Origin of the sequence: Propionibacterium sp., assembly GCF_047719395.1 — a bacterium.
In the GTDB taxonomy this organism is placed as follows: domain Bacteria; phylum Actinomycetota; class Actinomycetes; order Propionibacteriales; family Propionibacteriaceae; genus Propionibacterium.
Map to the genome: position 1 here is coordinate 24,893 of NZ_JBDNTB010000017.1, position 20,938 is coordinate 45,830.

At 62.3% G+C, this 20,938-nt stretch carries 21 protein-coding genes; 11 read left to right on the forward strand and 10 right to left on the reverse strand.

The window, feature by feature from the left end; translation table 11 throughout:
- The first annotated feature begins 60 nt into the window (after window positions 1-60).
- Window positions 61-1,959, forward strand: a complete 1,899-nt coding sequence (locus ABF648_RS04625; RefSeq protein WP_415631122.1) for a hypothetical protein — start codon at window positions 61-63, stop codon at window positions 1,957-1,959.
- Window positions 1,960-2,223: 264 nt separating this feature from the next.
- On the opposite strand, the gene ABF648_RS04630 is transcribed toward ABF648_RS04625, so the two are convergent.
- Window positions 2,224-3,615 (reverse strand): Nramp family divalent metal transporter, encoded by a 1,392-nt coding sequence (locus tag ABF648_RS04630; RefSeq protein WP_415631123.1) that lies wholly within the window; start codon window positions 3,613-3,615, stop codon window positions 2,224-2,226.
- A gap of 106 nt (window positions 3,616-3,721) precedes the next feature.
- On the opposite strand from ABF648_RS04630, the gene ABF648_RS04635 reads away from it, so the two are divergent.
- Together ABF648_RS04635 and ABF648_RS04640 are read left to right on the forward strand one after the other, a co-directional pair.
- Window positions 3,722-4,432, forward strand: a complete 711-nt coding sequence (locus ABF648_RS04635; RefSeq protein ID WP_415631124.1) for a metal-dependent transcriptional regulator — start codon at window positions 3,722-3,724, stop codon at window positions 4,430-4,432.
- A gap of 128 nt (window positions 4,433-4,560) precedes the next feature.
- Window positions 4,561-5,010 (forward strand): HIT family protein, encoded by a 450-nt coding sequence (locus ABF648_RS04640; RefSeq protein WP_415631125.1) that lies wholly within the window; start codon window positions 4,561-4,563, stop codon window positions 5,008-5,010.
- Between the two features lie 19 nt (window positions 5,011-5,029).
- Here ABF648_RS04640 and panB read toward each other — a convergent pair whose 3' ends face one another.
- Both panB and ABF648_RS04650 read right to left on the reverse strand, forming a co-directional pair.
- The gene (gene panB / locus ABF648_RS04645) at window positions 5,030-5,875 is read right to left on the reverse strand and encodes a 3-methyl-2-oxobutanoate hydroxymethyltransferase (protein WP_415631126.1); all 846 of its coding nucleotides are present in this window, start codon (window positions 5,873-5,875) and stop codon (window positions 5,030-5,032) included.
- A 229-nt stretch (window positions 5,876-6,104) separates the two neighbouring features.
- Window positions 6,105-6,614, reverse strand: a complete 510-nt coding sequence (locus tag ABF648_RS04650; protein WP_415631127.1) for a hypothetical protein — start codon at window positions 6,612-6,614, stop codon at window positions 6,105-6,107.
- Window positions 6,615-6,887: 273 nt separating this feature from the next.
- On the opposite strand from ABF648_RS04650, the gene ABF648_RS04655 reads away from it, so the two are divergent.
- Window positions 6,888-7,790 (forward strand): hypothetical protein, encoded by a 903-nt coding sequence (locus tag ABF648_RS04655; RefSeq protein ID WP_415631128.1) that lies wholly within the window; start codon window positions 6,888-6,890, stop codon window positions 7,788-7,790.
- Window positions 7,791-7,970: 180 nt separating this feature from the next.
- On the opposite strand, the gene ABF648_RS04660 is transcribed toward ABF648_RS04655, so the two are convergent.
- On the reverse strand, window positions 7,971-8,351 hold the full coding sequence (locus ABF648_RS04660; RefSeq protein WP_415631129.1) for a Fe-only nitrogenase accessory AnfO family protein: 381 nt from the start codon (window positions 8,349-8,351) through the stop codon (window positions 7,971-7,973).
- 177 nt (window positions 8,352-8,528) lie between these two features.
- On the opposite strand from ABF648_RS04660, the gene ABF648_RS04665 reads away from it, so the two are divergent.
- The 4 genes from ABF648_RS04665 to ABF648_RS04680 are packed head-to-tail and all read left to right on the forward strand — an operon-like array spanning window position 8,529 to window position 11,101.
- Window positions 8,529-8,705 carry a hypothetical protein gene (locus ABF648_RS04665; RefSeq protein WP_415631130.1) on the forward strand — a complete coding sequence of 59 codons (177 nt, stop codon included), beginning with the start codon at window positions 8,529-8,531 and terminating at the stop codon, window positions 8,703-8,705.
- 18 nt (window positions 8,706-8,723) lie between these two features.
- Window positions 8,724-9,539 (forward strand): ABC transporter ATP-binding protein, encoded by an 816-nt coding sequence (locus tag ABF648_RS04670; RefSeq protein WP_415631131.1) that lies wholly within the window; start codon window positions 8,724-8,726, stop codon window positions 9,537-9,539.
- Complete coding sequence (locus ABF648_RS04675; protein WP_415631132.1) at window positions 9,536-10,309, forward strand: ABC transporter permease; 774 nt, start codon at window positions 9,536-9,538, stop codon at window positions 10,307-10,309. The genes ABF648_RS04670 and ABF648_RS04675 overlap by 4 nt, the downstream gene beginning before the upstream one ends.
- 15 nt (window positions 10,310-10,324) lie before the next feature.
- Window positions 10,325-11,101, forward strand: a complete 777-nt coding sequence (locus ABF648_RS04680) for a MerR family transcriptional regulator (RefSeq protein WP_415631133.1) — start codon at window positions 10,325-10,327, stop codon at window positions 11,099-11,101.
- 313 nt (window positions 11,102-11,414) lie between these two features.
- Here the strand turns inward: ABF648_RS04680 and ABF648_RS04685 are convergent, their stop codons facing one another.
- The 5 genes from ABF648_RS04685 to ABF648_RS04705 all read right to left on the reverse strand — a co-directional run bounded on the left by ABF648_RS04685 (window position 11,415) and on the right by ABF648_RS04705 (window position 15,822).
- Window positions 11,415-11,855 (reverse strand): PTS sugar transporter subunit IIA, encoded by a 441-nt coding sequence (locus ABF648_RS04685; protein WP_415631134.1) that lies wholly within the window; start codon window positions 11,853-11,855, stop codon window positions 11,415-11,417.
- A gap of 72 nt (window positions 11,856-11,927) precedes the next feature.
- On the reverse strand, window positions 11,928-13,643 hold the full coding sequence (locus ABF648_RS04690) for a glycoside hydrolase family 13 protein (protein WP_415631135.1): 1,716 nt from the start codon (window positions 13,641-13,643) through the stop codon (window positions 11,928-11,930).
- A gap of 17 nt (window positions 13,644-13,660) precedes the next feature.
- On the reverse strand, window positions 13,661-14,482 hold the full coding sequence (locus ABF648_RS04695) for a PTS system mannose/fructose/sorbose family transporter subunit IID (RefSeq protein ID WP_415631136.1): 822 nt from the start codon (window positions 14,480-14,482) through the stop codon (window positions 13,661-13,663).
- Window positions 14,479-15,333, reverse strand: a complete 855-nt coding sequence (locus ABF648_RS04700; protein ID WP_415631137.1) for a PTS mannose/fructose/sorbose/N-acetylgalactosamine transporter subunit IIC — start codon at window positions 15,331-15,333, stop codon at window positions 14,479-14,481. Before ABF648_RS04700 ends, ABF648_RS04695 begins: the two co-directional genes overlap by 4 nt.
- Window positions 15,334-15,348: 15 nt before the next feature.
- On the reverse strand, window positions 15,349-15,822 hold the full coding sequence (locus tag ABF648_RS04705) for a PTS sugar transporter subunit IIB (protein ID WP_415631138.1): 474 nt from the start codon (window positions 15,820-15,822) through the stop codon (window positions 15,349-15,351).
- Between the two features lie 180 nt (window positions 15,823-16,002).
- On the opposite strand from ABF648_RS04705, the gene ABF648_RS04710 reads away from it, so the two are divergent.
- The 3 genes from ABF648_RS04710 (at window position 16,003) to ABF648_RS04720 (ending at window position 20,116) form a co-directional block, all read left to right on the forward strand.
- Window positions 16,003-17,055: a LacI family DNA-binding transcriptional regulator gene (locus ABF648_RS04710; RefSeq protein ID WP_415631139.1), complete on the forward strand. Its 1,053-nt coding sequence runs from the start codon at window positions 16,003-16,005 to the stop codon at window positions 17,053-17,055.
- Between the two features lie 789 nt (window positions 17,056-17,844).
- Window positions 17,845-18,888, forward strand: coding sequence for a phosphogluconate dehydrogenase (NAD(+)-dependent, decarboxylating) (gene gnd, locus ABF648_RS04715; RefSeq protein WP_415631140.1), 1,044 nt, complete (start codon window positions 17,845-17,847; stop codon window positions 18,886-18,888).
- A gap of 217 nt (window positions 18,889-19,105) precedes the next feature.
- The gene (locus ABF648_RS04720) at window positions 19,106-20,116 is read left to right on the forward strand and encodes an FUSC family protein (RefSeq protein ID WP_415631141.1); all 1,011 of its coding nucleotides are present in this window, start codon (window positions 19,106-19,108) and stop codon (window positions 20,114-20,116) included.
- Window positions 20,117-20,225: 109 nt separating this feature from the next.
- On the opposite strand, the gene ABF648_RS04725 is transcribed toward ABF648_RS04720, so the two are convergent.
- Window positions 20,226-20,537 (reverse strand): hypothetical protein, encoded by a 312-nt coding sequence (locus ABF648_RS04725; protein ID WP_415631142.1) that lies wholly within the window; start codon window positions 20,535-20,537, stop codon window positions 20,226-20,228.
- Between the last annotated feature and the right edge of the window lie 401 nt (window positions 20,538-20,938).

Genomic DNA, 20,938 nt, shown 5'->3' on the forward strand with positions numbered 1-20,938 from the left:
GAGGACGCCAGTTCGAACTGTGGAAACTACCTATCAAACCCAAGAATTGTCTAAGATTAGATGAAGAAAGCCTTCCTAGACGGAGCAGACATGTCGAGCCAGCCCAACGGGCGCACTACAGCCGGGATGTCCGCGGCTGCCGCCCGCATGGTGTGGCCCGCTTTTGGCACTGCAGGATGCGACGCCCGATTCATTGCGATGTTGCGCGCTGACATCGATGCTCGCGTCGATCTGGCCGACCACAGCCTGCTCATTTTGCTGAAAACCTGGTTCGAATGTGCTGACCAGATGCCTGAACAGCTGCGTGCGGCGGTGCAGCGGACCATCACGGGATTCCGTTTCAATCTCGACGAGCCGGGTTCGGACTCGATGTGCACCTGGACCGAGAGCCACTATGCGGCTTTCGCCACCTGCGAATACCTGGCCGGGAAGTTGTTCCCCTCGGAGACCTTCGCCAATGACGGGCAGCCGGGACAGGTTCACAAACAGGCCGCCGAAGTCCGCCTACGGGTGTGGCTGCACGATCGCTTCCGCTGGGGCTTCGGTGAATGGCTGTCAAGCAGCTACTACACCGTCGACATCGCCGCGCTCAGCCTGATCGTCGACTGGGCGGACACCCCGGATCTTCGCAGGGGTGCGGCAATAGTGCTCGACCTGTTCATGCTCGACATGGCCCTGCATCGTTTCGACGGTCACTTCGTGGCGGCTTCGGCTCGATCTACCGCCCTGCAGTTGCAACGACCATCCGATGCGCCAGTCCAGACCATCGTCGACAACGCCTTCGGGACGTGCGATGAAACATTCCAGCCCTACCAGCTGGCAGCGATCTTCTGCCACCGCTCCCGCTACGAGGTGCCCCGGACCCTGCGTGAGATCGCCGCGAGCCCCGATGTCTTCCGCATCCACACGTCCCAGGGGCTGAACGTCGATGAGGTGCCCGATGCCCTCTCATCGGATTCGGTCTACCCGCGCACCAGCGCCCAGGAGCAGCTTGACTTCTGGTGGTCGATGCAGGTCTTCACAGCGCCGCCAGTGGTCAACGCCACGGTGAAGAAGTACCGGGCCGCACATCTGGACAACCACGATTTTCTCGCTGCGCTCGGCCAGCTCGCCCGGATCCCGTCCGCGCTGCGGCGGGCGAGTGTGCGGGTCGCGCGACCCACATCCGACGGCATGGCTGTCCAGCGTGGCAATGTGCAGACCTTCCGCACGCCCTACTACCTGCTGAGCAGTGCTCAGCGTTACCATCCCGGCGAGTTCGGCGACCAGCAGCACCTGTGGCAGGCCTGTCTGCCCGGAAACATCAGCATCTTCGGGAATCATCCTGTGTCGCGTACCTTGCACACCCAGAGTTATCCCGAAGGCCAGCAGAACTGGATCGGCAATGGGATCAATCCTGACATCGCACAGGCCGACGATGTGCTGCTCGTGCAGTACGACCTACGGGGCCGCCAGGGTCGTTTCGAGGGTCCGCGGCAGCTGTTCACCCACATCTACTTCCCCTTCGTGGACTTCGACGAGAGCACAGTCGGTGATCGTTGGGTGGCGGGGCACAGGGCAGGGAGCTATGTCGGTGTCCTCGCGACGAGCCCGCTCGACCTCATCAGCGAGACCGAGATCGTGCAGCGCGGTGTGCGCACCGGCTATGCGGTGATCGTGGGAGACGAGCGGGAGTTCGGTTCGCTCGGCAGCTTCGTCCGGCAACTCAAGGAGTGCCGCATCAGCCTGAAGGGCGGGCGACTGCGTCTGACCACCTACTACGGAGACTACGAGCTTGAGTGGGGTGCAGATTTCACGGTGAACGGGCAGAAAGCCGACGATCGGTATCCGCGCTATTCCTGCCAGGCCGCCGAGGTTGCCAGGGAGCCCACCCTGATCCGGGTTGAGGGGTCCGCCCATCGGTTGCAGCTGGACTGGAGCAAGCTCGGCCGAGAAGAGAGTCCGTCTGGACGCGGCTAGAAGCACTCACCCGGCAGCATCGCGGGTGCGAGTTGCTCCGGTCACTTCACGCGGTCGGTGGCCTGACTCCACAACTCGGCCTCGCGGACGGCCTCCTGATGCCGGCGTGCGACCAAGCCCATGAGGATCGCAGTGCTCACCGCCAGCATGATAATTGCTCTTTTCGCCATGTCACCTCCTGAGCCTCGTGGCTGCGCGGTCAGGATAGCGCGCCGGGGCAGTCGTCCTGCCGAGGAACTCGCCATGCCGGACCGGCGCTGCTGGTCAGAAGAGGTTCTGGACAGTACCGATGATGAGCCGGGCATTGAGCACCGTCAGCACGGCTGTGGCGATCCACCCGAGGGCACCCATCCATGGAGCATTGGCGAATCGGGCTCCCATGATGCGCTTCGATCCGGTGAGCCAGACCAGCGGCACCATGGAGACCGGCAATGCAAGGCTGAGGAATACTTGGGTGCTGACCAGCAGGTCGTCCATGAAAAGCTCGTCACCGCCGGTTATCAGCGTGCAGATCAGCACCGGGATGACCGCCACCAGCCGGGTGACCATCCGCCGCATCCACATCGGGATGCGCAGCCGGATGAAACCCTCCATCACGATCTGGCCGCTGAGGGTACCGGTGATGGTCGAGTTCTGGCCCGAGGCGAGCAGAGCCACGGCGAACAGGGTGCTCAGCACCGGGCTCGCAACGGCACCGGTGATGGCCGGGTTCTGCAGGGCTGCATAGACCGAGCCGAAGGTGCTGAGGTCCTGGGTGGTTCCGTAGAACAGTGCGGCGCCGAGGATCAGCAGCAGGCAGTTCACCACGAAGGCCGCGCTGAGCTGGATGTTGGAGTCCCAGGTGGTGAAACGCACCGCGCGGGCGAGGCTCTCCTCGTCACTGCGATCCACCGCGCGGGATTGCACGATCGAGGAGTGCAGATACAGATTGTGCGGCATGACCGTGGCACCCACGATGCCCAGGGCCATGGTCAGCTGGCCGGCATGAAATACCTGTGTGCTCGGCACGAATCCGGTGATGACCTGGGAGAATATCGGTTTGGCGATCCACACCTCGTAGATGAAGACGGCCATGATCGTGCAGATCAGGGTGACCACGAAGGCCTCGATCTTGCGGAAGCCCACCCTCATGAGCAGCAGCAGGAGGAAGACGTCGCCGATGGTGAGCAGGACTCCCATCGACAGATTCAGCCCGAACAGCAGGTTCAAGGCGATGGCCGCACCGGTCACTTCGGCGATGTCGGTGGCCATGATGGCCAGTTCGGTGACGATCCAGAGCACGAATCCGGTGCGGCGTCCGGTGTGCGCGCGGGTGGCCTGTGCGAGATCCATGCCTGTGGCGATGCCGAGCTTGGCCGCCATGTGCTGCAGGAGCATCGCGATGAGGCTGGAGATCAGGATGACGCTGAGCAGCAAGTAACCGTACTGCGATCCGCCGCCGATCGAGGTGACCCAGTTGCCCGGATCCATGTAACCCACCGCGACGAGCGCGCCTGGGCCGCAGAAGGCAGCCAGGGTGCGCCAGAATCCAGCGCTGGCCGAGGGCGTCTCGACGGTCGAGTTGATCTCCTCGAGGGAGCGCTCGTTGGCGGGGCGGATGAGTCCTCTTTGTGAGGAGCGCGATGACTCGGAAACACAGTCCTCGTCGGTGCGCATCGGCAATGTCCTCCCCAGTGCTGCCGTGCCAGGGTTACCACCCAACGACACCTAAAAGTTCGTGTACACGTAACTACGTCTGTCAGAGTACACGTACCCTGGTTTCATGCCCAAGAAACCCGCCACACCGACACCCAACCAGGAGCAATGCCTGAAGGTGGTCTGGGATCTCACCGAGCAGGGCGAGACGCCGGTGACCAACACCGAACTCGCGAAGCGGCTCGGGCTGGGAAATTCGACGGTGTCCGACATGGTCCGCAGGCTGGTGGACGGCGGATTCCTGAATCACGAGCCCTATGGCGCGATCAGGCTCACCGACTCCGGTTCCCGGGCCGCGGTTCGCGTGGTGCGGAGGCATCGCATCCTGGAAACCTGTCTCGCCGAGCTCTTCGGTTACGCCTGGGACGAGGTGCACGAAGAGGCCGATGCCCTCGAGCACGCCGCATCCGACGAGCTCATCAACAGGATGGAGCGCCGTCTCGGGCATCCGCGCCGCGATCCCCATGGGGATCCCATTCCCAGTGCGGACGGCGAGATCAGTGCGGATGCCGGCCATACCCTCGACACGCTGGCGCCGGGCAAGCGCGCCGTGGTGGCCCGTGTGACAGATCGCGAACCGGAATTGCTGCGCTATCTGGCGGCACATGGGGTCCGCATCGGCAGCACGGTCGTACGCCAGAGCGGTTCACCACTGGCCAGCGATGTCACCTGCGCTGTGCCCGGCAGTGATGATCCCCTGACCATTTCGGCGCGGCATGCGCAACTGATCACGGTGACGCCTGCCCGCCGGCCGACGCCTTCGACGGTGCGAGCCTGAGTTCTCCCGTCGAGCGGCGTCCATTGACGCTGCCCTGGATTTCAGAGTGTCCTGCTGGGGAAATTCGTCGCTGGGCATGCAGGGGACGCTGGCCTGAATCGTGGAAGCCGGGGTGCAACGATTGGCCCATGAGCACCTTGTTCACCAAGATCATCAACGGCGAGATCCCAGGCCGTTTCGCATGGGCCGACGACGAGTGTGTTGTCTTCGCGTCCATCAATCCCATCAGCGATGGCCACATGCTCGTCGTACCGAGGGCAGAGGTTTCCAAATACACCGATGCCGAGGACGCCCTTCTCGCCCATCTCAGCCATGTCGCCAAGGTCATCGGCCAGGCCTGCGAGAAGGCCTTCGGCGCTCCACGGGCTGCGCTGCTGGTGGCTGGCTTCGAGATCCCCCATCTTCACCTGCACGTGCTGCCGGCCTGGGGCGAGGCCGAATTGAGTTTCACCAATGCCCGTCACGATGTGCCTGACGAGCAACTCGATGCCGCCACCGAGCGGGTGCGTGAAGCCCTTCGCGAACTCGGGCACGACGCGAATGTGCCCAACGAATTGCATTCGCCCGCTCTCGGTTGAGATCCCTGCCGGGCAGTTCTCAGAAGGAGTGCTCGGACCCGGGGAATTTTCCCTCCTGGACATCTGCGGCGAAGGCCCGTGCGGCATCCCCGAGCACCTGGTGAAGATCTGCATAGCGCTTCACGAAACGCGGCATCCGCCCGGTCCGCAGGCCTGCCATGTCTTGCCAGACCAGCACCTGTGCGTCGCACCCGACCCCAGCGCCGATGCCGACCGTGGGGATCTGGAGGGCCTTGGTGATGGTGGTGGCGACATCTGCGGCGACCATCTCGAGCACGATCGCGAAGGCTCCCGCAGCCTCCAGTGCGGTGGCGGATTCCAGCAGCCGCTCCGCGCTGTGGCCGCGGCCCTGCACCCGATAGCCACCCAGTTGATGCTCTGACTGTGGGGTGAAGCCGATGTGGGCCATCACGGGGATGCCATTGGTGGTGAGTTTCTCCACCTGGGGAACCATCTCCAGCCCGCCCTCGAGCTTCACGGCATGGGCGCCGGCCTCCTTCATGAACCGCGCCGAGGTGAGGAAGCACTGCTCGGGAGAGGCCTGGTACGAGCCGAAGGGCAGATCGGCCACCACGAGCGGACGTGTGGTGGATCGGCTCACCGCGCGCACCAGAGGAATGAGTTCGTCAACCGTCACCGGTAGTGAGGTGTCATTCCCGTAGACATTGTTGGACGCCGAGTCGCCGATGAGCAGCACCGGAATACCCGCTTCTTCGAACAGCGCGGCGGTGTACATGTCGTAGCTGGTGAGCATGGCCCACTTCTCGCCGCGTTCCTTCATCTTCTGCAGATGCGGAATGCGGATCCGTCGAGGAGTATCGGCGGTGGACTGTGACGCTGCATAGGGTGCGGGTTGCTCGCTCATGATTGCCTGTCTTTGGCGCGGATTCCGAACAGATCGAGCCTAGCTCCCACGCCGTCGATGATGGCTTCTCCCTGTTCCGCGCAGCCAGGGTCAGCCCACGCGATGCACATCGGGTCAGTCACAGCCAACGGGGTCATGCACACGACAGTGCCAGTACGGCCCAGAGGTGGAGGCGCGTCCGGCCCCTCATCGTCGGTGGTCTGGGTCGATGGCTCAGATCGGGATTCTTCTAGGCCCCGGCGGCCAGCGCTGCCAGTTCGGCCTGGATGTCGTCCACGGCCTTGGTGATGTCGGCCACGGTGACGGTGGGAGTCGTGGGCACCACGCCACCGAGCGTCCAGAAGGTCTTCAGGAGCTGCACCAGCTCTGGGGGAGTGAGGTCATCGGGAGCCAGACCAGCTGGCGCCGGGCCCCCCGGCAGATCCGACAGCACCTCGCCGATGGCGGGATGATCGACGATGATCGGCCCCTCCACCAGGCGGCGGCAATTCAGGAAGCGTGCCACACCGGTGATCATGATGACTGAGCCGATCAGCCCGGTGCCCTTCTGGATGACGAACGCGAAATCCTCGGCGAAGAGCTTCTCAGCGTCCAGATGCCATGGGCCCCTGCCTCGCAGTCCCACCTCGGCAGCGGCGCTCAGCAAGCCCCCGTCACGTGGCCAACCGAGCATGCTACGGCCGAATACATCGCCGTCCTGGGCAGGTTGTTCAGGCTCGAGTGCGAGCGCGAGGACCATGACTCACCTGCCTAATGACGACGATCAAGGCTGTCAGAGACAGTGTCACCCACCAGGCCTGGAGCTGTGACGATGACCAGTCGTCGGACGCCGTCGATGGTGCCTGCCGGAGGACTGAGACTTACGGCAGCTCTGCTCCAGTGTCTTCCCCGCATCGCATCCGGTGTCTTCAGCGCATGTCTCGTGGGGCATGTCTCACGGGATGGGCAGAACATTGGGATTGGCGAAACCCTAGCTTAGGCTAACCTAAGTAGTTTCAACGAAGGACGGCACATGGAGACATCTTCCCTGTCGCGCGGCGCATGCGTGGTCGACTCGCTGGCGTCATGGACTCGTTCGATTGCCTGCCGGTTGCTCTCAGGCGCGGGGAGTGCGTCGCTCGTCGTGTATGAGTGGGCTCCTTCGACCGCGGTTGATTCGCTGGTGCATGGCGTGTCGACCGGCGGAGACCTCGTCGTGGCAGCGTGTCCGGCGACGGGTCATCGGATAAGCAGCTTTCCGGATTCCTTCCCGGTCGATGTGCGTCTGAGCATTCTCAAGGACGCCGCAGATCCCTCGGTGAGGATCAAGTCCGCAGGCGTGCAAGCGCTGGGAACCTTCGAGTGGGTTCCCGCTGCCGAAGCCACCAGGATGCTGCTCGCCAACGAACTGCCTCCTGATGTGGGTGCGATCCTGGCCAGTGAGAACGGCCGGCTCGGCATGGTCAAGGCTCAGCGCATTCTTGTGCACGACTGCTCGGGGATTACTTCCCTCCCGCTGTCCGAGTTGATGGATTCCCTTGTCGGAGAGGATTCCATGGCGAACTTCCCGGATGCTGACGAGGAGTTGGACGCGAACCATGTGGTGTTGTCCTGTGGTCAGGAAGCCCTGTGCCGAATGTGCGACGCCGTCACACGCGGCAACCTGCCGGGCAAGGAACTGACGAATCGTCCGCTGCGTGAAGGATGCGTGCGATTCGGGGACCAAGTCTTCTGTGCTGACGTCGATCGTACCGGAATGGTGCTCGTGCGCATTGGAACCGATGGCACCGAAACCGTTTTCGCGCCATTTGGCGGTGACGTCGACTCCATGGCGGAGTTGAGTGATCAGATCGAGGGCATCGCGCGCGGGTTGGAGAGCCTGGAGAAATCATCCGAGTGGCCGGATACCCCGGTTTCGGAACAGTTGAGCGCCTGAGCTGCCACGCCCTTTGATGAGGCTGCTCCAGAAATATCTGTCAGCAGCGCAGTCCGGGGGTGCGCTCAAATATGGGCACCCCCGGACTGTTCCAGCCATTCAACAGCGCTGAGTATTCAATAGTGCTGCGTTTCAACAATGTTGATCCGCAGTGTTGATGGAATTCAGTGGTGCTGGGACCTACGAGGCGGTCACCGGGCCACGCCGGTAGAGCACGCGGGAGACCGGGGCCTCTTCCATGCAGCACTTCTCGATGACATCGAGGTCATTGTCAGGCGTCCCGTCGACGATCCACAGGTCCACATTGTTCCTTGTGAACACGCCTCCGCTGAATCCGCGCGGTGGCATGACAGCCAAGATCTGGCAGTCATCCTGCAGCCAGTCGCACATCAGTTCCACCCGGGCACGCATGGCCGGCAGGGTCGAGCAGTTGACTGCGGGAAACTCCATCGAGCGATCGACGATCCACTCGTTGGCCTCCCTCTCGTAGACATAGATGGTTCCGTCGAATTCAGGGCTGGTTGCGCGGCCTGCAGAGTCCAGGAACATGGCGATCTTCATTGAAAGCTCCTCACGGATATCAACACGGTGGATGTGCATCACGACACAACCCACGAGCGATTCGAAACGGCGAAACCATCATTGGTTCACCCGAACCCACCCGGTTGACGGGGGATGCTGTTACACATTTAAGCACGTCCAGTCACAAATGTGTAACAGGAGCTTCTGCGCCTCGTCATGGGCAACATCACCGACCCGGTGATTCAGGGCATCCGCTTCGTGGAGGGCTTCTGCCTGGCGCAATCCGGCCTTGACCTTGATCCCGCATCAACCCAGCATCCTGATTTCAGGAGCGTTGCGCAGGGCGGGGCGCTCCTGAGAGAGGAGGCGTGTGATGTCGGGTTGCACGAGTAAGGCCTGGAGCAAGAGCTCATGACGGAGGGATCGATCCTCGTTCCGGCGATCCGGGTGCGGGGCTTGGAGAAGTCGTACGGGAAGGTCTCGGTGCTGCGCGGGGTGGACTTCGAGGTCGCCTCGGGGAGCATCTTCGCCCTGCTCGGCTCGAACGGTGCGGGCAAGACGACGATCGTGCGGATCCTGTCCACGCTGTTGAAGGCAGATGCGGGAGCCGCCAGCATCAACGGCTTCGACGTCTCCTCGCAGCCGGCGCAGGTGCGGGAGTCCATCAGCCTGACGGGGCAGTTCGCCGCCGTCGATGAGATCCTCACCGGGCGGGAGAACCTGATCCTCGTCGCCAGGCTCCGCCACCTGAAGAACCCCGGGGCGATCGCTGACGGGCTGCTCGACCGGTTCACGCTGACCGATGACGGTGGACGCAGGGTCGGCGAGTACTCCGGGGGCATGCGTCGGCGGCTGGACATCGCGATGAGCCTGATCGGGGACCCGCCGGTGGTGTTCCTGGACGAGCCGACCACGGGCCTGGATCCGGCGCGGCGGATCGAGGTGTGGAAGGCCGTCGAGAAGCTCGCCGCGGGCGGGACGACGGTGCTGCTGACCACGCAGTACCTGGACGAGGCCGAGGAGTTGGCCGACCGGATCGCGATCCTGCACCAGGGCAGGATCCTCGTGGACGGCACGCTGGACGAGCTGAAGAAGTTGCTGCCGCCGGCGAAGGTCGAGTACGTCGAGAAGCAGCCGTCCCTCGAAGATGTCTTCCTCGCCCTCGTGGGCGAGGACAGCGACGCCCCCGCCGCGAACGGCAGCGCCGGTGAGGAGGGAGCATCATGACCACCCACATCCTCGGTGACACCGCCACGCTCACCGGCAGGTCGATGAAGCACGTTACGCGCAGCCCCGACACCATCATCACGACCGCGGTCATGCCGATCGCGATCATGCTGCTGTTCGTCTACGTGCTCGGAGGCGCGGTGAACACCGGACAGGATGCCGGCTCGGGCGAGTACATCGCCTATGTGCTGCCGGGCATCCTGCTCATCACGGTCGCGATGGGCATCTCCTACACCGCGTACAGGCTGTTCACCGACCTGCAGAGCGGCATCTTCGACCGGTTCCACTCGATGCCCATCGCCCGCTCCGCGGCACTGTGGGCGCATGTGCTGACCTCGCTGACTGCCAACGCCATCTCCGTCGTGCTCGTGACGGGCGTCGCGTTCCTCATGGGCTTCCGCACGGGTGCCGGAGTGCCGGGGTGGCTTGCGGTCGCGGGCATCATGGTCCTGTTCATCTTCGCCCTGACGTGGGTGGCGGTGCTGTCGGGGCTGTCGGCAAAGTCGGTGGACGGCGCAAGCGCGGTTCTGCAGCCGCTGATCTTCCTGCCGTTCATCAGCTCCGCGTTCGTGCCCACCGAGTCGATGCCGGGCCCGGTGCGGTGGTTCGCCGAGCACCAGCCGGTGACCTCCATCGTCAACACGATTCGCGACCTGTTCGCCCAGCAGCCCGTCAGCTCTGACATCTGGGTCGCACTCGCCTGGTGCGTCGGCATCTCCATCGCCGCCTATGTCGCCACGATGGTCGTCTACCGGCGGAAGATCGCCTGAGGCAGGGTGGATGTCATGCTCACGATCAGCCAGCTCGCCGCCTACGCCGGGGTGACGGTGGCGACCGTGCGGCACTACCACAAGATCGGCCTGCTGCCCGAGCCCGGCCGTGACCGCTCCGGGTATCGCAGCTACGACGCCGCCGCGGTCGTGCGGCTGATCCGCATCCACATCCTCGCCAGCGCCGGTGTGCCACTGGCCCAGGTGGAAGAGCTCCTGGATGCCGATCCGCAGGAGTTCGCCGACGAGGTTCGGCAGATCGACAAGCGGCTGCGAGCCGAGGTCCGGCAGGTGCAGGAGACCCGCAGGAGACTGGCCCGGCTCGCCGCGGGAGAGCACATGGCGCTCCCGGCGAGTGTGGTCGGCTACCTCGACCGGCTCCGCGATCTCGGCATCGAGGAGCGGTACATCGAGCGGGAGCGGGACGCCTGGATCATGGTCGCCGCGCAGATCCCGGGGCAGATCGACGCCGTGATCGCGCAGAAGCACGCCGACCTGGACGACCCGGACATGGTACGGCTGTACACCCTGCTCAGCGGAGCGCTCGACTGGACCGCCGACGACCCGCGTGTGGTCGAGGCCGCCGACATCCTGGACCGCATCACCACCCGAGCCGTCGAATCCGGTGACATTCGCGAAGACGGGTTCGACGACAGCTTCGTCGACCTGCTGGACACCACGATGGCCGAATCCGCACCCGCTGCCAAGCGGCTGCTGACACTCCTGGAGGAGCGGGGCTGGAAGGGCTGGACCCGCCTCGAGCGCGTGCCCGGCGAGGACGACACGCCTTAATGGTGCCGGCACGTCGACCACGATCCGCGCCGCTGCCCTCCACACGCCGGTTCTCACTCAAGGCATCACATCGGTGTCCGCGCTCCCGATCGCCGCTGTCGGGTTCGTTGCACTGACGACGTCGTGGAGGACATCGGCTTGGGTGGTTGTGGTCGAGTCCGGCCTGATCGGAAAGGGCGTCCTGCGAGTACCGGAGAAGGCCCTGGCCATCCTTGGCCGAAGGATCGCGCCGAACCACGGCCTGATCTGTCAGCTTTCAGGTGGTGACTCCTGTCAGCCGTTACTCTCTGGTCGGGTGTATGACGCTTGGGTCTCAGAATGAATCGTCGTCGGCGTCTGCTTCGGCATCCGAGATCTGCGCCAGCGCCTCACGATAGGTCCTGATCCCGGATGATCCGCGCTGTTTGGCCACGTGAACCAGTTCGTCGAGACCCACTCCGCGCTTACGTTTGATCAGAGTCTCCAGCAACATGGGCAGGTTCGCGCCGGCGACCACGTCGAATTCGGTTCGTCCAGCGATGAACTGCACCGCGGCGTTGTACGGGCTGCCCCCGAACAAGTCGACGAAGAAGAGCGTCTCCTCGTCGGCGTTGCCCTCGACGATCTTCGCGTACTGGGCGATCAACTCCGCGACGGTCTGTCCCGGAACGAAGTTCACCGTGGACACATCTTGCACATTGCCCAAGAGCATACCGGCGGCGTCCTGCAATGCCTCCGCAAGATGTCCGTGCGTGGCAATCACTATGTGAGTCATGTTTCCCCTCTGTTCTGACTTTTTGTGGGGCGTCCGCCTTGGCGGCCGCCTTTCAGCGTGTGGACAGGACAATCAGTTGGGCTGGCTGTCACTGTCCGGACCCTCGTCGTCGTCCATCCGCGCAACAATGCACGCCTCATATGGGCGCAACTGGGGCTGTGCCAGCGGCGCCGGGTAGTTCGCGATCACCGCTCGCCACCGGTCGTACAGCAGCGGCTGGATATGCTCCGTCGACTGCTCCTGATCTGAGAGATTGACGATCACGAGCCAACGCTGCTCGTGCCAGATCCGTTCATAGACGAACAGTGCGGGATCGTCTCCGAGCAGCAGTTCGTAGGTTCCTTCGGCCAAGATCGGTTCCTGGTGACGAAGGGCAATGAGCCGCTGGTAGTAGGCAAACACGGAATCGCGATCGGCCAGTGCCTCAGCAACGTTGATATCCACATATCGCGGGTTGACTTTCAACCAGGGCCATGAGGTCGTGAATCCCGCGTTCTTACTGGCATCCCACTGCATTGGCGTGCGGGCATTGTCGCGGCCCACCTGCCAGACAGCCTTCGTGAATCTCTCCTCCGAGATCGTGCCGGCGTCGTGGACATACGCGCGGTACGCGTTCTTGATGTCGATGTCTTGATAATCGCTCAGCTCGTAGTGCGCATTCACCATGCCGATCTCCTCGCCCTGATAGACGAATGGAGTGCCCTGCATTCCGTGCAGCACGGTAGCGAATGCGGTCGCGCACTGCTTTCTGTACACCGTGTCGTTTCCCCAGCGGGAGACAATCCTCGCTCGGTCGTGGTTCTCGAAATACAAGGCATTCCAGCCGTGATCGACCAGTACATACTGCCATTTCGAGAGCACCGCTTTGAGCTCGGGAACCTCCATCGGTCGCAGATCCCATTTGCGGTTCACCGAGTTCGGAACCCGGTCGAGTTCGATGTGCTCGAAGGTGAAGATCATGTCCAGCTCGGTACGTTCCGGATCTGTGAGCAGACGTGCGATCTCCGGAGTTGAGGCCGGCGCCTCACCAATGGCAACGCAGTCGTACTTGCTCAGGACTTCCCGGTGCATTTCCTGGAGGAACTCGTGCAGTCGCGGCCCGTAGTAGTGCATCGGCCCGATGATGAATTCCTTGCCTTCCTGGGGCGGGTAGTCCGGGAAGTCGATGTACTTTGAGATTTGCGCGATCACGTCCATGCGCCACCCGTTGATGCCACGATCCATCCAGAACCGCATGAGATCGTAGATCTCGTGTCGCACCTGAGGGTTCTCCCAGTTGAGGTCGGGCTGTTTGGACGCGTAGTAGTGCAGGTAGTACTGGTCCCTGTCCGCGCAGTATTCCCAGGCGGAACCGCCGAAGTGTGATCCCCAGTTGTTCGGCGGCCCGCCATCGGGCTTCGGATCTCGCCACAGGTAGTAGTCGCTGTACGGGTTGTCGCGCGATTGCCTGCTGCGACGGAACCAGTCATGCTCGTCGGAGGTGTGGTTGACGACCAGATCCATGATGACCCGGATACCTCGTTCGTGTGCACCGTCTATCAACCGCTGCACATCGTTCATCGTGCCGAAACGGCTGTCGATCCGTCGGTAGTCGCTGATGTCGTACCCGTTGTCGACCTGCGGTGATTCATAGATCGGACTCAGCCACAAGGCATCGATGCCGAGCGAATGTAGATAGTCGAGCTTGGAGGTAATCCCGTTGAGGTCTCCCCAGCCGGTGCCATCCGAGTCGAGAAAACTCTTCGGATAGATCTGGTAGATGACGGCGTTTTTCCACCATTTGGTCATGTTGATGTTCCGTCCCTTTACGCAATCCCGAGCAGGGAGATCAGGATGCCCAAGCCGATGACCCCGAAGATCAGGTAGTTGATGCTGATCTTCTTGCTCAACAGGTAATAGCAGAGAAGAGTGAGTGACAGAGGAATGATCCCGATGAATATCTGGTCCAACATGTCTTGGAGTTTCAACACCGACGTGCCGCCCATCGACATGGAGATTGTGGTTTTGAACACCACGAGTTGATAGGTCATTCCTCCGACCATCATGAGGCCGACGATACTGGCCGCCTTGGTCAGGATGTGGATCAGCCCGCTTTCGTACACCTTCGAGATGTACGTGGACCCGAGCGTATAGCCGAGGAAACCTCCGTAGTAGCGCACCAGCTGCGCAGGGATATTGAATATCAGCAGGAACACGATCGGGGCCATTATGTTCCCCGCTTGCGCCATACCGACGGCGATGCCGGCCGCCACGACGCGCAACACGCCCCAGAAGAATGAGTCCCCGATGCCCGCGAGCGGCCCCATCAGGCTGGACTTGATCGCATTGATCGAGTTGACGTCGAAGTCCTCGGACTGGCTGTTCTGTTTCTCCATCGAGGCAGCGAGTCCCATGATGAAGCTCGACATCGGAACCGTGGTGTTGAAGTAGGAGACATGGCGCACGAGCGCAGCGCGTCTGTCCTGCTCGTTCTTGTAGAAGCGTTCGATCCAGGGGATCATTGCATAGCAGAAGCCGGATGCTCCCTGCTTTGCCGGACTGACCGCTGCATAGAGCGTGATCGAACGCCAGAAGGTGCCTCGCAGAAGCTTCTTTTCATCCTTCGAGAGATCATGGGTGAGTTTCATTTCAGGAAGTCCTCTTCGTCTGCATTGAGATCGTCCAGTCCGGCATCAGCGCCGGACATCACAACTGCTTGCCCTCCGGCTGGTGCATGGGCGAATTCCTCCAACTTCCGTCCGAACTTGGAGATCTGGTAGTCCCGCTGGGCGATGACGACAGCGATGATCACACCGAGCACGGCAAGCGCGATGAGCGGCAATTTCAGGTAGGCAACCCCGACGAATCCCAGGAAGAAGAACACTGCGAGCGCCCGGTTCCAGAGCAGCTTCATGAGCATCGCCATGCCGACGGCAGGCAGTAGATTGCCGCAGATCTCCAGGCCGTGCATGACGACGGTTGGGATCGCATCGACCGCAACCTGGATCGCGTCCGAGCCCACGAGTATGCCCACGAAGGGCAGAAGGGAGTAGAGCCCCCACTGGAGTCCCCAGGCGCCGAAGTGCAACCCAACGATGCTCTTGGCCTTACCTTGTGCCGCCAATCGATCGAAGACCGGGGCGAACGAGCCCACGATGAAGATGTAGGTGAGCGTCTTGACCTGGAGCCCTAGCAGCCCGATAGGGATCGCCAGTGGAATGGCCACCGCCGCGCCGCCGCCCAAGTGGATGGCGAACGCGGTACCGACTGCGGTTGCAAGGCCCGGTTCGGCGGAACTGGATCCTCCGATGTTCACCACGCCCATGAACACCGCCTCGAGGGCGGCTCCGATCAGCAGGCCCGACTGAACATCGCCGAGCGCCAGACCGACCAGCGGGCCGATGATGATCGGACGGTTCAGCATGGTGAGTCCGAGTAGTTCTGCTCCTCCGACCGTGACGAAGACGATCAGGGCGACGATTGCAGCTTCATACAGCATGATCTCGCCTCAGCTTCACTTGAGTTTCGTGAGGGCGTCGCGGGCGAGGGTCTTCTCCGCGGTTGGAACCGGTTGCAGAAACGCCTCGGGAGTGAGTTCGACGAGAGTCTTGTAGTCGGCGAGTTCCGGGGGAGTGAGCAGTACATAACTGCTCAGCTGAGTCCTCTCCGTACTGCCGGACGTCTTGCCGACGTTTCCGATGTTAACGCTTTCAATACCGCCGACACGTTCAACCAGATGAAGGGCATCGTGCACGGTTCGTACCAGCACGAGCAGGCGTTTGTCCGCGGCGGCCGGTGCCGTGAGGATGCGGACGGCATCGCTGACCGACTTGATCAATACCTTGACCTCTGGCGGCGCAGCCATTTTTAGCGCCATCTGTTGGACATTGTTGGTTGCCGCCTCGTCATTGGCTACCAGGATTCCTTGAATCTGCAGTGCCCGGCACCACGCCATGGCGATCTGGCCATGGATCAGACGCTCGTCCACGCGTAGAGCGATCATCTTTGCTCGCCTTTCGTTACAGAGAGTGCAGCACTCCAGACAGTTGCTCATTGTGCGGAGGTGCTGGCCTCATAGAATGAAAACGCTTACATGGTACCCTGTTGATTGTCACGTTGCCAAGTGTTCGGCCACGCTGAAAACGAGGTTGTTGCACGAGAGGGATGTATGGCACGGCGATCAGAGGAAGCGACAATCTCAGACGTTGCGCGACTGGCCGAGGTCTCCACGGCAACCGTGTCACGTGCGCTTCGCAGACCCGGGCAGGTGAAGCCGGCCACCCGGGCTCGCATTCTGGAGGCCGCGCAAACGCTCTCGTACGGCGCGACCCGCAGTGCTTCCAGCCTTGCATCCGGAAGGACCGACCGGATCGCCATTCTGAACGGCGGCAGTCTTGCGCACTGGTTCACCTCGGAGATCCTGCAAGGCGCCTACACGGTGATCCACGATCACCAGATGGATCTCATCTTGTATCGGGCGGGAACAGCCGCGGAGCGTGAGCAATTCTTCCGTACCCTGCCCGCCCGGAAGAATGCCGACGCAATGATTGTGACTTCATTCAAACTGCAAGAGGATGAGACCGCGCACCTCAGCCGACTCCACATGCCGTTGGTGTTCCTGAACATGTCCGCGGGACCGTATCCCAACGCATCCATCGACGATGATCAGGCGGCGCGCAGGGTCGCACGCCACCTGGTGTCGCTTGGGCACCAAGTCTTCGCCGTGGTGGGATCGGCCTCGCAGCACCACGGCGCCTTCTGGAGCAGTGACACCCGCAGAGACAGCTTCGAGGAAGAAGTGAAGACGCTGTCGCCGGCGGCGGTGGTGCACCATATCTCCGTACCGGCTGTGCTTGCGCCCAACGCTGGTGAGCTGGCGACCCAGAGCATCCTCGACAAAACCCGGCCGCCCACCGCGATCTTCGTGTTGCTGGATGAACTCGCGATTCCATTGATTCACACCCTGCGTCGCCAGGGTCTTCGGGTGCCGCAGGATGTCTCCGTCGTCGGCTTCGACGATCACCCGATGGCCGCGAGTTTCGGTCTGACCACAGTCCGTCAGCCCGTCGCAGAAATAGGAGCGCGCGGCGCCGATCTTGCTGTTCGCCTCGCAGCGGGCGAGCAGGACGTCACCACTCACGTCTCGATCCCGACGTCACTGGTGCTCCGGCAGAGCACGGCCAGTCCACTGGACAGCATTTTTCTGCGCAATCCTGATTAGTATCCACACTCCCATCGCAACGACCAGCACCTCGGCGTCGCGAGGGCGAAAGCCATCGCGTCCGGCACGACACGCGCGAGGGTTCCTTCCAGGAGGGCGCTGATGTGCGCCCAGCGTGGGTGCCCAGTCCGTGATGGGGTGGGAGTCGCATCGTCTAGATGTGGTGTTCAGCCAGGTTTGGGGTTGCCCGCAGGTTTCGGGCGGTTGGAACGTGCGTGCAACCCCACCAAGTCTCAACGACAAATCCGCCAGCATGGCATCCAGCAGTTCTCCGTCGATGAACGCCTGCGTGATGATCGGTGCCATCAGCATGGCCGTGAGGCCTCAAGGATATGTATGGAGCGCCACGGACCAGGAGGTTGGCCCTGTATGAGGCCAACCTCGTATGAGGCCAACCTCCTGATCTCACGCGAAACGCTCGCAAAGCCCGTGCGCGCGCAGGGGACCGCAGGGATCAGCCCCCGAACCTGGCACCCGCCGGACACGATCCACGGGAACAGGCACTCTCCGACATCACCTACCTGACCACCGGACGGGGCTGGGCGGATCTGTGTGTCGTGCACGACGGTCACACCCGCCGCGTGCTGGGACAACGCAGCCGATGAATCGCCCTGGTCCATCTTCAGGAACGAGTAACTACCACCGACGCCATCCCAGGATCGGGAGCAACAAGCCCGTTAGAGTACGAATGCCGCCAGCTTGCGCTGGCAGCCTGACCAAACAACCACCTGCCCGGATAATGGAATCAACCCCACACACCGCTTGAATTCACTCCGAAAGGAACTGAACATGACCACCACGACACCCATGCAACTTGGAATGGTCGGCCTGGGCCGGATGGGAGCGGGCTTGGTGCGCCGCCTCGTCGCCGACGGGCACCACTGCGTCGGCTATGACGTCTCATCGGATGCCGTGAAGGCTCTGGAGTCCTCGGAGCCTGAAGGTTTCACCGGCGCTGAGTCGATGGCCGATCTCGCGGCGAAGCTCGAGGCGCCCCGTGCGGTGTGGGTGATGGTGCCGGCCGGCGAGATCACCGACAAGACGATCGCTTCGCTGGCTGAGGTGCTGGAGCCGGGCGACACGATCATTGACGGCGGCAACAGCTACTACCACGACGATCTCCGGCACGCAGCCGAGCTGCGTCAGGAGGGTATTCACCACGTCGACGTCGGCACCAGTGGCGGTGTCTGGGGCTTCGAGCGCGGCTTCTGCTTGATGATCGGTGGCGAGAACGACGTCGTGGATCGTCTGAACCCGATCTTCGCTACGATCGCGCCCGGTTTCGACGCGGCACCCCGCACTCCGGGTCGTACTGGCGAGCCCTCCGAATCGGAATACGGCTATTACCACTGCGGGCCCAACGGTGCTGGGCACTTCGTGAAGATGGTGCACAACGGTATTGAGTACGGCATCATGGCCGCTTTCGCGGAGGGCCTGAACATCATCAAGCACGCCGATGCCGGTCGCGCCGCGCGCGAGCAGGATGCCGAGACAGCCCCTCTGGAGAACCCGGTCTTCTACCAGTACGACATCGATCTTCCGGAGGTGGCCGAGGTGTGGCGGCGTGGCAGCGTGATCGGTTCCTGGCTTCTCGACCTCACTGCCGACGCGCTCCACAAGTCCCCCACGCTCGATGAGTATTCCGGGCGCGTATCCGACTCGGGTGAGGGACGCTGGACCTCGCGTGCGGCAATCGATGTGGGTGTGCCGGCGCCGGTGCTCACCAGCGCGCTCTACTCCCGATTCGCCTCGCGCGACCTGGACTCGTTCTCGGACAAGATCCTCTCCGCGATGCGTAAGGGTTTCGGCGGCCACGACGAGAAGACGGACTGATATGTGTGACTTCGTGGAGTCTGTTTGTGTCAAATCCCGTTCGGCGGGCGGGTGATGGAGAACTCCTTGAAACGTGTGCATGAAATCCCAGATAAGTCCCGAACTACTCCGGCCGAAGGGCCAGGGTATTTCGTGCTGTGAGTGCAATCTCCCATTGAAATGAGTGATGACCGCTAGTAATTCAACTGGCAACGGTACGAAAGGCTATTCTGCGAGAGTGAAACGCATCCCGTTCGGAGTCAAGCTCGCGGTGCTCATGCTTTGCATGGCCGCGCCTGTGATTCCCTTCACCTTCATATGGCCCGGATTCTATGGCGTCGCCATGTACGGGATAATGGTGGCCACATTGTCGTGGGTCAGTGCCGGCCCGAAGGTGAGCCTCATGGCCACCGCTGCACTCGGCGTGTTCGGAGCCATCGGTATCGTGTGCCGAGGCCAGGTCTGGTTACTCGCGGTCATCGTATTCCTGCTCGGCGTGGGCTTTGGCGTGGCAGCAAGCCGGGGTGTGAACAGCGCTGTGATGCAGGTGATGATTCTCACGCCATATTTCATGCGGCAACCTCCACCATTGTTCAGCAAGGGCGAGCCCTCGGTCACACCCATTTACTTGATTTCCGTGGTCGTGATCGTCTTCCTCGGCGGATGCTGGGCCATTTTCCTGCTGGAAAGGATGGCGGGGAAACGTACCCTCAGAGTAAAGGAGGTTCCCGACCCGAAGGGTGCATTCCTGTACGGGGTGTTGCTCGGGCTGGTTTCCGCTTCCGTGGTCGTGGTGGGGCAGACTTACTTCCCGAACACGCGCTGGGTCTGGATCACGATGACGCTTTACGTGCTCACCAACCCACTCCAGCCGCTGAACTGGCACAGGATGTGGCAGCGAGTCGGGGGCACCGTCGGTGGCTTGGCAGTCGTGACAATCCTGGCCCTGGCCGGCGTGCCCGATCCCGTGATGCTGCTTCTCGGCCTCATAACGCTGTGGGCCTGCCTGTATTTGTATGTCACGGAAAAACCGTACTGGGAGTACGTGGTCCTGCTCAGCATGACGGTGGTACTCATCAACTCCTACGGGAAGAACACCCATCTCCTCGACCTGCAACGGATGGGCTTCACGCTTGTCGGAGCGGCTCTTGCGATCACCATTGCGTGCACGGTCAATCTGATCAGGTACCACCGGATCTCGGGTACGGGTATGCCAGAGTTGGCCGGCCAGGGTAGTTCCGCGGATTAGCGGCCCCGGCGAGCTGGAACGGGTTCGGGGCGGGAGCACCCACGATCAACTCGGTGCGGTCGTTGGAGAAATAGTCGCGCAGCCAGTTCTTGACAGCACCGGAACGTTCTCAGCTGCTGGGCAGCAGCACATCGTGCACGGAGTAGCGCGGGGAGCTGAACTCGTCAGCGCCCTGCGTGCCGGAGAAGTTCATTTTCGCACCCGTGGAGATCAGCAGGATCCTACCCTCGCAGCCGGCACCATCAGCCATCGTCACGGCGTGGGCCTTCGCGCCGATCGAGGTCACATCGCCGGTCAGAACTCGGGGATTTTCGTCCTCGCGGAGAACCCCCGCAATGGCTCGGCCACATCGCTGGAGGAAACTGGGAACTGGCGACTTGATATAGCAGCAGCTGGAATTGCTGATCACTGTTGCGGCCAATGAGCAGGTGAACTCCGTGTTTGGCGAGTTGCTTCGCAACCCCGATACAGGAAAATCCTGCGCCGAGGGAGAGCACACCGAATTTCCTGCCATTTCACCCAAGAATTCACCAATATAGGTGCACAAGCGGTTCAACCGGGCCGTCTCTTCTGGGATCCTCCCCGGGTCTGAACCCGATCAGATCTGCACCGAACTCAACGAACCCCTCGCGACCATCGTTCGCGAGGGGGCAGGAGGCAACGAGGCCAAACTGGAGAACCCTTCAACATCTTCCTCGCCCCCAAGCACCAGGCCGCCGTCACATGACCGCGGCCGGGGGTGCCAACAGGGGGCCGCACGGCGGAGGTCGCGGGTGTTTACATTCGATCGGCGGTGGGGCAGATGGGGGGCGACCCCCAGAC

Excerpts from the sequence above, each read along its gene's own strand:
- ABF648_RS04625 (WP_415631122.1), top strand. The coding sequence starts at position 61 with ATGAAGAAAGCCTTCCTAGACGGAGCAGACATGTCGAGCCAGCCCAAC.
- ABF648_RS04630 (WP_415631123.1), bottom strand. The coding sequence starts at position 3,615 with ATGCGCACCGACGAGGACTGTGTTTCCGAGTCATCGCGCTCCTCACAA.
- ABF648_RS04635 (WP_415631124.1), top strand. The coding sequence starts at position 3,722 with ATGCCCAAGAAACCCGCCACACCGACACCCAACCAGGAGCAATGCCTG.
- ABF648_RS04640 (WP_415631125.1), top strand. The coding sequence starts at position 4,561 with ATGAGCACCTTGTTCACCAAGATCATCAACGGCGAGATCCCAGGCCGT.
- panB (WP_415631126.1), bottom strand. The coding sequence starts at position 5,875 with ATGAGCGAGCAACCCGCACCCTATGCAGCGTCACAGTCCACCGCCGAT.
- ABF648_RS04650 (WP_415631127.1), bottom strand. The coding sequence starts at position 6,614 with ATGGTCCTCGCGCTCGCACTCGAGCCTGAACAACCTGCCCAGGACGGC.
- ABF648_RS04655 (WP_415631128.1), top strand. The coding sequence starts at position 6,888 with ATGGAGACATCTTCCCTGTCGCGCGGCGCATGCGTGGTCGACTCGCTG.
- ABF648_RS04660 (WP_415631129.1), bottom strand. The coding sequence starts at position 8,351 with ATGAAGATCGCCATGTTCCTGGACTCTGCAGGCCGCGCAACCAGCCCT.
- ABF648_RS04665 (WP_415631130.1), top strand. The coding sequence starts at position 8,529 with ATGGGCAACATCACCGACCCGGTGATTCAGGGCATCCGCTTCGTGGAG.
- ABF648_RS04670 (WP_415631131.1), top strand. The coding sequence starts at position 8,724 with ATGACGGAGGGATCGATCCTCGTTCCGGCGATCCGGGTGCGGGGCTTG.
- ABF648_RS04675 (WP_415631132.1), top strand. The coding sequence starts at position 9,536 with ATGACCACCCACATCCTCGGTGACACCGCCACGCTCACCGGCAGGTCG.
- ABF648_RS04680 (WP_415631133.1), top strand. The coding sequence starts at position 10,325 with ATGCTCACGATCAGCCAGCTCGCCGCCTACGCCGGGGTGACGGTGGCG.
- ABF648_RS04685 (WP_415631134.1), bottom strand. The coding sequence starts at position 11,855 with ATGACTCACATAGTGATTGCCACGCACGGACATCTTGCGGAGGCATTG.
- ABF648_RS04690 (WP_415631135.1), bottom strand. The coding sequence starts at position 13,643 with ATGACCAAATGGTGGAAAAACGCCGTCATCTACCAGATCTATCCGAAG.
- ABF648_RS04695 (WP_415631136.1), bottom strand. The coding sequence starts at position 14,482 with ATGAAACTCACCCATGATCTCTCGAAGGATGAAAAGAAGCTTCTGCGA.
- ABF648_RS04700 (WP_415631137.1), bottom strand. The coding sequence starts at position 15,333 with ATGCTGTATGAAGCTGCAATCGTCGCCCTGATCGTCTTCGTCACGGTC.
- ABF648_RS04710 (WP_415631139.1), top strand. The coding sequence starts at position 16,003 with ATGGCACGGCGATCAGAGGAAGCGACAATCTCAGACGTTGCGCGACTG.
- gnd (WP_415631140.1), top strand. The coding sequence starts at position 17,845 with ATGACCACCACGACACCCATGCAACTTGGAATGGTCGGCCTGGGCCGG.